Here is an 11,903-nt window from a genome sequence, read left to right as displayed (position 1 = left end):
TCTGCCCCAATGAACAGTAGTGATGTTGGATTTGGTGGCGGCGGATTTGGGGCTGGTGGTAGTGGTGGCAGCAGCGGCGGTGGCGGCGGTGGCGGCTACAGCGGTGGCAATGCGGGCACCAGCAGCGGCAGTGGTGGCAGCGGAGGAGGGTCTTATAATATTGGTACCAATCAAAGTAACTTTCTTAACACTAACGCCAATGCCTTAAATGGTCAAGTGATTATTCAGTGCCTCGGTACGGCGGCTTTTTCGGCCATCGTTACGCCGACGTTGCCCAACTGCATTTCTGGCCAAGGCAGTGTAAACATTGATTTAACGGGCGACCTCAACGGTTTTCCCAACGACGTCGTAGAATACGCCATTGTTTCGGGGACAACATTTTTGGGAAACCCAACCTTTACAAGTATTGCCGCCGAACCCTTTGACGTGACGACTGGCACTGGCACGACACCAGGAACCTACACCGTGCGGATTCGACTCAAATACAATCCTGACCTTTTTACGGATCAAACTTATACCCTCGATGCTTCGGGACCGATGCTTTATGTCAAGGCCAATGCGACGGGCGCTAATAACGGTCGTTCGTGGGCAAATGCGTTTACGGATTTAGAAGCAGCACTTAATGCTGCTCGTGCCAATCCTTCGTGTGTATCTCAAATTTGGGTCGCGGCGGGGACGTATCAGCCTGCTTTCAATGCCAGTTTCAGCATGCTCCCTGGAGTAGCGATTTTGGGGGGCTTTCCCAATACGGGCAACCCGACGCTTGCGGAACGCAATTGGAGTGCGAATCCCACTATTTTGCGAGGGAATGGCAACCGAGTTATAAATAATTCTAATAACGGCTTAACAAATACGGCGATATTAGATGGCTTTACGGTTACGGGGGGAACTCTCACAGACAGTGGTGGTGCTGGTATTTTCAATATCTTTGTTTCACCTCAATACCGCAATTGTATCATTTCGGGGAATACTACAAAAGGGAATGGTGGTGGTATGCAACTTGTTGGAAGTTCACCTACGTTGATTAATTGTGTTTTTATAGGTAACACCGCTCAGCAAGGAGGTGGGCTTTATATTGCTTTTAACGGTACTACTTCACCGATTATTACCAATTGTAGTTTTTCAGGTAATAAGGCCTCACTAAATGGGGGAGGAATATATTGTGGTGCTAGCCCTATTTTTAATAATTGCCTTGTTTGGGGAAATGAAGATGAGTTTTATGATAACCCTGGTAGTAATCTTAGACCAACGATTACTAATACAGTCATCAAAGGCCAAAACTTAGGGGCGGGCATACTGAATGGCAGTACTGATCCATTGTTTGTAAGTCAGCCGACGGTTGGTTTAGGTACGGCAGGAGATTTGAGGCTACAATCCTGTTCGCCCGCCATCAATGCGGGCGACCCTGCTACTACTTCGGCTACGGTGGGGAATGTGGATTTAGCGGGAAATCCACGTTTTTATAATAATGGTAGAATTGATATAGGTGCCTACGAATATCAATCTACCTATGATGTGTGCGCTTGTATCAGTAATAATGGCATTGTCTATGTCAATGCGTCGGCCTCTGGGAGCAACAGCGGCCGTTCGTGGGCAAATGCTTATACGGATTTACAATCGGCACTTCGCCTGGCTCGAACCAATCCTTCTTGTGTATCTCAAATTTGGGTCGCGGCGGGGACGTATAAACCCACCTCGGGTACGAATCGTAATATTTCTTTTCAACTACGTGATTCCTACGATATGGCAATCTCAATCTACGGAGGGTTCAGTGGGGTGGAAACCCAACTATCACAACGGAACTGGGTTACTAACGTAACTACGCTCAGTGGGGACATTGGGGAAACGAATAAAAGTGAGGATAATAGTTATCACGTAATTAACACTTTCGGTCAAGATACAGATGGAAGTATAGTAGATGGCTTTACTATTACGGGGGGGAATGCTGATGGAAGTGGCGACTCAGAGCCTGGTAGGGGAGGCGGGATGCTTTTATCCGGATATAACGTTTATGCTGTGACTACTGTTCGTAATTGTAGGTTTGTAGGCAATCAGGCCCAAAAAGGTGGTGGTATGTATAATAGTGTAGGCTCACCTAGCTTGATAAATTGTGTTTTTTTGGGCAATACCGCTGTTCATGGTGGGGGGATATATGAGGCGTCGTCGCAGACTACCATGACGAATGTGACTCTTTCAGGAAACCAAGCTACTTTAGGGGGGGGGATGTATCTTCTCAATACTGGACACCCGAATCGTAAGACTTTAACAAACTGTATTTTATGGGGAAACAGCAGCGAGATTTTTATACAGGATAATTTTACTCCAGTTACCTACAGCCATTGTTTGATACAAGGGCTAAATCCCCCAGGTACGGGCAATTTGGATGGAACCTTAGCAACGAACAATCCGCGTTTTATCAGCCAGCCAACGGTAGGCTTAGGCACTACAGGAGATTTGCGTTTACAACAATGCTCTCCCGCGATAGATGCGGGTACCTCTACGGATGCCCCAACGACTGATTTAGATGGCAACAACCGTGTGGATGCTGTTTCGGGTGGTGGCACTGTGGATATAGGCGCCTACGAGTATCAATCTACCTATGATGTGTGCGCTTGTATCAGTAATAATGGCATTGTCTATGTCAATGCGTCGGCCTCTGGGAGCAATAACGGCCGTTCGTGGACGGATGCTTTTACGGATTTACAAGCAGCACTTAATGCCGCTCGTGCCAATCCTTCGTGTATATCTCAAATTTGGGTCGCGGCGGGGACGTATCAGCCCGCGGTTAATGCCAGTTTTAGTATGCTTCCAGGGGTAGCAATCTTAGGTGGCTTCCCCACTACTGGCAATCCGACTCTCACAGATCGTAATTGGAGTGCAAATCCGACTATTTTACGAGGAAATGGCAGCGGAGTTATAAATAATTCTAATAACGGCTTAACCAATACGGCGATATTAGATGGCTTTACGGTTACGGGGGGAACTCTCACAGGCAGTGGTGGTGCTGGTATTTTCAATATCTTTGTTTCACCTCAATACCGCAATTGTATAATTTCGGGGAACACTGTAACTGTAGGCGGGAATGGTGGTGGTATGAGCATTGTTGGAAGTTCACCTACGTTGATTAATTGTGTTTTTATAGGTAATACAGCTCGGCAAGGAGGTGGGCTTTATATTGGTTTTAACGGTACTACTTCACCGATTATTACCAATTGTAGTTTTTCAGGTAATAAGGCCTCACAAAACGGGGGAGGAATATTTTGTGGTGCTACCCCTATTTTTAATAATTGCCTTGTTTGGGGAAATGAAGATGAGTTTTATGATAGCCCTAGTGTTAATCTTAGACCAACGATTACTAATACGGTCATCAAAGGCCAAAACTTAGGGGCGGGCATATTGAATGGCAGCATTGATCCTCTGTTTGTGAATCAGCCGACGGTTGGCTTAGGTACGGCAGGAGATTTGAGGCTACAATCCTGTTCGCCCGCCATCAATGCAGGCGACCCTGCTACGACTTCGGCTACGGTGGGGAATGTGGATTTAGCGGGAAATCCACGTTTTTATAATAATGGTAGAATTGATATAGGTGCCTACGAGTATCAATCTACCTATGATGTGTGCGCTTGTATCAGTAATAATGGCATTGTCTATGTCAATGCGTCGGCCTCTGGGGGCAACAACGGCAGTTCGTGGACGGATGCTTTTACCTCGCTGCAAGATGCTTTGGCGGCGGCCTGTTCAGGTGCCCAAATTTGGGTAGCGTCGGGGACGTATAAACCTACCGCCGATGCTTCGGGCAATACCTCTCCAGCCGATGCCCGTACCAAAACCTTTGTGATGAAAAATGGGGTGGCTATTTATGGGGGTTTCAACGGTACAGAGACCCAGCTTACCGCCCGAAATTGGCGCAATAACCCCACGATTTTGAGTGGGGATATTGGTAACTCAGGCGTGGATACCGACAACAGCTATCGAGTAATCAATAATACATTTACCTCAGGTGCTCCATTGAACAATACGGCCATTTTGGATGGAGTTATTGTTGAAAAAGGGTATGCTACTGGCGATTTTCCGTTCAATTTGGGGGGCGGCATGTGGAATGCGTATGCTTCACCAAAAGTACAAAACTGCGTGTTTCGTAACAATTATGCGACGTCTGGCGGTGGGATGTTCAACGATAACTCCTCATTAAACATTACGAACTGTTTGTTTTTCAACAACACGGCAACGACTGCGGGGTCGGGTATTTCCAACGGAGGTGGTACGGATATGGTGAAGGTGATAAACTGTACTTTTTATGGTAATGCAGGCCCGACTACTATTATCAACGAGAGGTCAGCGACTTCCATTAGTAACAGTATTGTTTGGGGAAATGGCGGCGGAGTTTCAGGGGGTACAGTAACATATTCGACAGTGCAAGGTGGTTTTAGTGGAACGGGTAATATCAGTAGTGACCCTCGTTTTGAGAATGCAGTAGGCGGAAATTTTCGTTTGCAGCAATGCTCTCCTGGAATAGATGCAGGCACAAATACCAACGCACCAGCCAGTGATTTTGCGGGTAATGCTCGCCCGTTTAATGCGACGGGAGTGAGCAATACGGACATGGGGGCGTATGAGTACCAAACGACGTATGATGTTTGCTCGGCTTGCGCTAATACTACTGGAGGCATTGTTTATGTCAATGCCTCGGTTTCGGGCGGCAGCAATAATGGGAGTTCGTGGGCCAATGCTTACACGGATTTACAATCGGCACTTACGTTAGCCCGTACCTATCCATCGTGCGTATCTCAAATCTGGGTCGCGGCAGGGACGTATAAACCTACTTCGGGTACTAACCAAGGTATTTCTTTCTCGATGGTCAGTGGAGTAGCAATTTATGGTGGGTTCCCAACTACAGGAAGTCCAACCATGGCAAACCGCAATTGGGCTACCAACCCAACCATTCTCAGTGGAGATATTGATGGCACCGCAGATGTAGTAACAGGCACTGGTAGTGCTTTAAGTATTATAGGCAACAATGGTAATTCTTATCACGTCATTTTTAATGATAACAACGGCCTGACCACCACCAACTCCCTCTTAGACGGATTTACCATTACGGGCGGGAATGCCAATGGGAGCGACGTGAACAGCGGCGGCGGCGGGATGTATAACTCCTTCTCCTCGCCCAGCCTCAGCAATGTCACTTTTTCGGGCAATCAGGCTGACAACGGCGGCGGGATGTTTAACCTATCATCCTCCCCTAACCTGAACAATGTTACTTTCTCGGGCAATATAGCTAACCAAGGTGGCGGCGGGATGTATAACTCCTTCACCTCGCCCGGCCTCAGCAATGTCAATTTTTTGGGTAATCGGGCTACATTCGGCGGCGGGATGTTTAACTTTGACGGCTCGCCCAGCCTCAGCAATGTCACTTTTTCGGGTAATCAGGCTGACCAAGGCGGCGGGATCTATAACTACTCCTCCAATCCCGTCCTGAAAAACAGTATCCTCTGGGGCAACAGCAGCGAAGTGAGAAATGATAACAATAGTAATCCTGTCTATACCTACTGCCTGATACAGGGGCTGAACCCGACGGGTACGGGTAATTTGGATGGTACAAATCCCAAAAACAACCCCCTATTTGTCAGCCAACCCTCGGTGGGCTTAGGCACCGTAGGTGATTTACGCCTCCAACAATGTTCTCCTGCAATAGATGCGGGTACCTCTACGGATGCCCCAACGACTGACCTTGATGGTAACAATCGCGTGGATGCGATTGCAGGTGGCGGTGTGGTGGACATGGGGGCGTATGAGTACCAAACTACGTACGATGTTTGCTCAGCTTGCCTTCAGCTTACGGGAAGCATTGTTTATGTCAATGCCTCGGCCTCTGGGGGCAACAGCGGGCGTTCGTGGGCGGATGCGTTTACGGATTTACAATCGGCACTCACTTTGGCTCGGAATTATCCTTCGTGCGTAACTCAAATCTGGGTCGCGGCGGGGACGTATAAACCTACCTCGGGTACTGATCGGAGTATTTCTTTCTCAATGGTCAACGGGGTGGCGATGTATGGCGGTTTTCCTAATGATGGCACAGGCACAATGGCCAATCGAAATTGGAATACAAATCCTACGATTTTGAGTGGAGACATTGGAGCGGCAGAGGATTCTGACAACAGCTATACTGTAGTACTTGCTGGTTCTGGTTTAAATGCTACGGCCATTCTTGATGGTTTCTCGGTGACTGGTGCGGCTGGCGCAGATTTTGGGGCAGGTATATATGTGGATAACAGTTCTCCAATTATCACTAATTGTTTACTCACCAGAAATTCAAGTACCTATTTTGGCGGTGGTTTGGCTTGTAATAATGCCTCCCCTGTTGTCACGAATTGCACTTTATCCTACAATACATCGTATTATGGGGGAGGGATGGCAAATGCTTTTGGCGGTGTGCCCATTGTAACCAATTGTCTTTTTATCCATAATAATTCTACTTATTTCGCAGGTGGAGGGGGCTTATTTAGCCAGCTCACATCCATGATCCTGACCAACTGTACTTTTTCGGGTAATTCACCAAAAAGCATCCACTGCAATATAGCTATTAACATTTCCAATTGTGTTTTTTTGGGGAATTCGCTTAGTTTTTACAATGCCAATGCCAGCATTAGCAATTGTATTGTAGAGGGTGGGTACAATCTATGTAACAACTGCCCTAATGAAAATGGCGATGCTAACCCTCTCTTCGTGAACGCAGCAGGCGGCAACTTTCAGCTTCAACCCTGCTCACCCGCCATCAATGCGGGCGACCCTGCTACTACTTCGGCTACAGTGGGGAGTTTAGATTTGGGAGGAAATTCACGTTTTTATAACAATGGTAGAATTGATATAGGTGCCTACGAATATCAGGGTACGTTTGACGCAGTAGCACCAATAGCCCAAGTGACTAACAGCACTTGTACAACAGTAGGGGGCATACCCTCAGGTGGCGTTATCAGCGCACCAAGTGGTAGTTGTCCCGCAGGTTCGAGCTTATACTATTCGACCGATAACGGCGGTAACTGGAGCACGACCGTACCAACTTACGCTCAATCAGGCCCTGCGCAGACAATCTTGACTCGTTGTACATGTGACACCAATCCTGCAAGTTTTGGCCCAACGAGTACCGTGACGACGGTTCCAGGTACGTGCCCAGCTTGTCCCGATTTGACGGTAACAGCCCCAGCGGTACAAGTAACGAACAGTGTGTGTACAACTTATGGGGGAATGGCTTCGGGGGGCGTTATCAGCGCGCCGAGTGGCAGCTGTCCCGCAGGTTCTACCTTACAATATTCAACGGATAACGGCGGAAACTGGAGTACAACGGTACCGACTTACGAACAATCGGGCCCTGCTCAGACGATTTTGACTCGTTGTACATGTGATACCAATCCCGCAAGTTTTGGCCCAACGAGCATGGTAACGACAGTGCCAGGTACGTGTCCAGCTTGTCCCGTGTTGACGGCAGCGGCCCCAGCGGTACAAGTGACGAACAGTGTTTGTACAACTTATGGGGGAATGGCTTCGGGGGGCGTTATCAGCGCGCCGAGTGGCAGTTGTCCCGCAGGTTCGACCTTACAATATTCAACCGACAACGGTGGAAATTGGAGCTCGACTTTGCCTACTTACGCGCAAACAGTCCCCGCGCAGACGATATTGACGCGTTGTAACTGTACTGCCGACGCTACTAAATCAAGTCCGACGAGCACGGTAACGACCGTCCCAGGCACGTGTCCAGCTTGTCCCGATTTGACAGCCTCAGCTCCCGCGGTACAAGTGACGAACAGTGTTTGTACAACTTATGGGGGAACGGCCTCGGGAGGTGTTATCAGCGTACCAAGTGGCAGCTGTCCCACAGGTTCGACCTTACAATATTCAACCGATAACGGTGGGAATTGGAGCACGACTTTGCCGACTTACGCCCAAACAGGCCCCGCGCAGACGATAGTAACGCGTTGTAATTGTACTGCCGACGTGACTAAATCAAGTCCAACGAGCACGGTAACGACCGTTCCAGGCACGTGCCCAACTTGTCCCGTGTTGACAGCCGCAGCGCCAGTGGTGCAAGTGACCAACAGTGTTTGCACGACTTATGGCGGAACGGCTTCAGGGGGCGTTATCAGCGCGCCAAGTGGCAGTTGTCCCGTAGGTTCGACTTTACAATATTCAACCGATAACGGCAGTAATTGGAGCACAACTTTGCCGACTTACGCCCAAACAGGCCCCGCGCAGACGATAGTAACGCGTTGCAACTGTACTGCTGACGCAACTAAATCAAGTCCAATGAGCACCGTGACAACCGTACCAGGCACGTGTCCAGCTTGTCCTGATTTGACGGCAGCAGCCCCAGCGGTACAAGTGACCAACAGTGTTTGCACAACGTTTAATGGAACGGCATCGGGTGGTAGTATCAGCGCACCAAGTGGCAGCTGCCCCGCAGGTTCGACTCTACAATATTCGACCGACAACGGTGGAAATTGGAGCATGACTTTGCCTACTTACGCGCAAACAGGCCCCGCGCAGACGATAGTAACGCGTTGTAATTGTACTGCCGACGTGACTAAATCAAGTCCAACGAGCACCGTGACAACCGTCCCAGGCACGTGCCCAGTTTGTCCTGATTTGACAGCAGCAGCGCCCGCGGTACAAGTGACGAACAGTGTTTGCACAACGTTTAATGGAACGGCATCGGGTGGTGTTATCAGCGTACCAAGTGGCAGTTGCCCCGTAGGTTCGACCTTACAATATTCGACCGACAACGGTGGAAATTGGAGCACGACTTTGCCGATTTACGCGCAAACAGGCCCCGCGCAGACGATTTTAACGCGTTGCAACTGTACTGCTGACGTGACTAAATCAAGTCCAACGAGCACAGTAACGACTGTGCCAGGCACGTGCCCAGTTTGTCCCGATTTGACGGCAGCAGCCCCAGCGGTGCAAGTGACCAACAGTGTTTGTCAGGCAGGTTGTACGATAGGTGGTGGGAGTATTTCCGCCCCAAGTGGCAGCTGCCCCGTCGGTTCGACCTTACAATACTCAACTAATAACGGTGGCAACTGGAGCATAAACCTACCGACCTATGCACAGACGGGACCCGCCCAAACCATCAAAACGCGTTGTGTGTGCAATGCAGATGCGAATCAAATGAGTCCAGAGTCATCGGTGACGACGATTCCAGGGACGGTGCCAGCGTTGGTGGTTCCTGTCAATGGCTCGGCCGTGGTGTCTTGCCCTGCTTTGGCCATTGCCCCAACGCTTCCTGTGGTCAATGACTGCAACGGCAATCCGATTACACCATCCGCCCCTGTAATTACCAACAACCCCGACCCACTGACGTGCGAAGGGACGCGTACTTACACGTATAGCTACGTATGTGGAAGCGCTACGGCGACGTGGAGTTTTGTCTATACCATTGAACGGGAGCCGTTTACGATTGTTGTAGCGAATGGTTCGGCGACGGTGTATGACCCAGCGTTAGCGGTAGCTCCAACGCCACCGACGGTGATGAGTGCTTGTGGGGAGGTGCTAACTCCGAGTGCGCCCGTGATAACCAACAGCCCAAATCCGCTGTTGTGCGAAGGAACACGAACCTATACTTATACCTACACGGATTGTGAAGGGAATACGGCAGTCTGGAGCTTTGTCTATACGGTGCTAGACAACATAGCACCAACGATTTCTTGTCCAGCAGACGTGGTTGGATGTGCAGGTCAGTTGATTACGTTTACCCCTCCCGTGGGAATGGATAATTGTTTGGGAGCAGTGACGACGCAAATCGCGGGTTTACCCACGGGCAGTGTTTTTCCTGTTGGAATAACGACTAATACGTTCAAAGTGACGGCGGCGAATGGCCAAACGACGGAGTGTTCGTTTACGGTAACGGTGATAAGCAAACCTACGATTACGTTAACGACGTTGCAACAAACCCTAAACGAAGGCAACGCTCAAACTTTCTGCGATACGGATGCGAATCCAGTTAATAGTTTGCAGTTTACGGTTTCGAGTGGATGCGTAGTAGGTACTCCTGTTTGGCGGGTACAAGTGGGCAGTGGTGCGTGGAGCGCATGGTCACCCAATGCTCCAGTTTCCCAATCGTCCAATAACCAAGCCCACCGCTACCAAGCGGCCTGTGATGCGAGTTGCCCCGTGACCTACACGAGTCCGATTGAATTGACGATTAACTACCGTTCAACGGTACCGCAAAATGTGTCTCTGCTAGTGGATGGTGTGAGTGTAGCCGTTGGAGAGACCAAGGAAGTGTGTAGTTTGGTGAATATTCCACTTAGTTTTACTACCAATTGTGGGACAAATGAAGTAGTGCTTTATTCGGTGGACGGTGGCGAATACAGCGCTGGTGTACTCGTTGGTTTGGTGGATAATCAGTACCACAATTACCGCGTACGTTGTCGCCAATCGGGAGGAGTAGCATCTTGTGTAGAAAGTGAATCTGGGGTAATGCGGTTAAAATTGGTCGTAATTCCATCGGCACCGACGGTATCGTTGTCCTCGACGGGAAGCTGCAACAGTGGCTCAAGTTTCAGTGGCCAATCGTCCTGCGGAAGTCTGCGAACAGTTTGGTACAATGCTAGCACAAATGTGGCCTTGCCAAGTTTGCCTGCGACCTTACCTTTGGAAACAATCTCCTACTACGCTCGTTGTCAGACGGAAAATGGCTGTGTGAGTGAGAAGAGCAATATAGTGACATTTACAGTGACGCCAATTCACGTCGCGCCAGCGATTACGGCAAGTCAAGAGATTGTATGCACAGGCACGACGGTGAAAGTTTCAGCCAACTGTCCTGCAGGCAGTCAAACGTTCTGGAACACGGGCATAACGGCGTCAAGTTTTGAGGTAGCGTTCAGCAACGTGACCAAGCAGACCTATTGGGCAAAGTGTCTTTTTGAGGGCGGCTGCCAAAGTGCTGAAAGCGTTCGCAAGGACATTTATTGGAATGCTTTTGTGGTGACGTTAATCAACATTGGTGAATCTAAATCGGCGATAAAAACCAACGACCGTTCGGCATGGACAAGCCAATTCATCACCCGTGATGGCGGCCCCGAATTGGAACAAAGTACGCAAGTAAACCCGACTTTATATCACGTAGAAAACGCCAACAAACAAGCACCACGTTACTGGACAATCAACGTAGAAGCGTGTGGATTAAATACCGATGGCTCGTTGACGTTCGACATGTTGGCGACGCCTGAAATGGGCGTGCTTCGTTCGTTCAACACGCACGAAAACAACGCGCCTTACTTCATGTACGCCAACCGCGAAGGCTGGACAGAATTGTACGCGCAAAACCACCCTGCGTACGGTTTTTACCAAGACAACGGTGCGGGCGGGAATTCGTACGATGCAGGTTTACCGAAGGGCTTATACAAGTTGGGCATTCGCTATTGGGACCAAAAAGGCTGGGGCAGCATTTACCCATCAACTCGTAAACCGCAAGGCAATGTGTTGGCTTACCAAGAGTATTGGTTCAGAATCCAGTCGAAAGACGGGGTAGGCGTGGGAGCAGCGAGAGAAGGGGCAAATGGCAAGGAGCAAGAGGCAAAAAGCAAGTGGCAAGGAGCAAATGGGCAAGGGTCGGATAACGGAAAACAGATAACTGATAACGGAGCATTCGCCAATGTAATGCCCAACCCTGTTACGCATACGCTTCGCTTGAAAGTGCAAGATAGCAAGGGGCAAGTGGTGCAAGCGGCATTAACCGATGCCGCAGGGCGTGAAGTTTTAAGCCGCCAATTTGTGCCCGAAACCAATACCCACCAAGAAGAATTTGGGGTGAGTGAATTGACGATGGGTATATATTTCTTGAAGGTGACAACGCCAGACAAACAAGTCACCTTGAAAGTGATAAAGGTGCATTAACCCTGCATCAC

The 11,903-nt window shown here is 49.4% G+C and carries 1 protein-coding gene; it reads left to right on the top strand.

Features of this window, described 5'->3' with window-relative positions; all coding sequences use genetic code 11:
• The first annotated feature begins 9 nt into the window (after window positions 1-9).
• Complete coding sequence (locus AC23N5_RS30735; protein WP_487758463.1) at window positions 10-11,892, top strand: choice-of-anchor Q domain-containing protein; 11,883 nt, start codon at window positions 10-12, stop codon at window positions 11,890-11,892.
• Window positions 11,893-11,903 lie beyond the last annotated feature (11 nt).

This window comes from Runella sp. R5_40, assembly GCF_057652295.1.
Note: the sequence above shows the minus strand (reverse complement) of the source record. Positions and strands in the feature narration are given on the sequence as shown.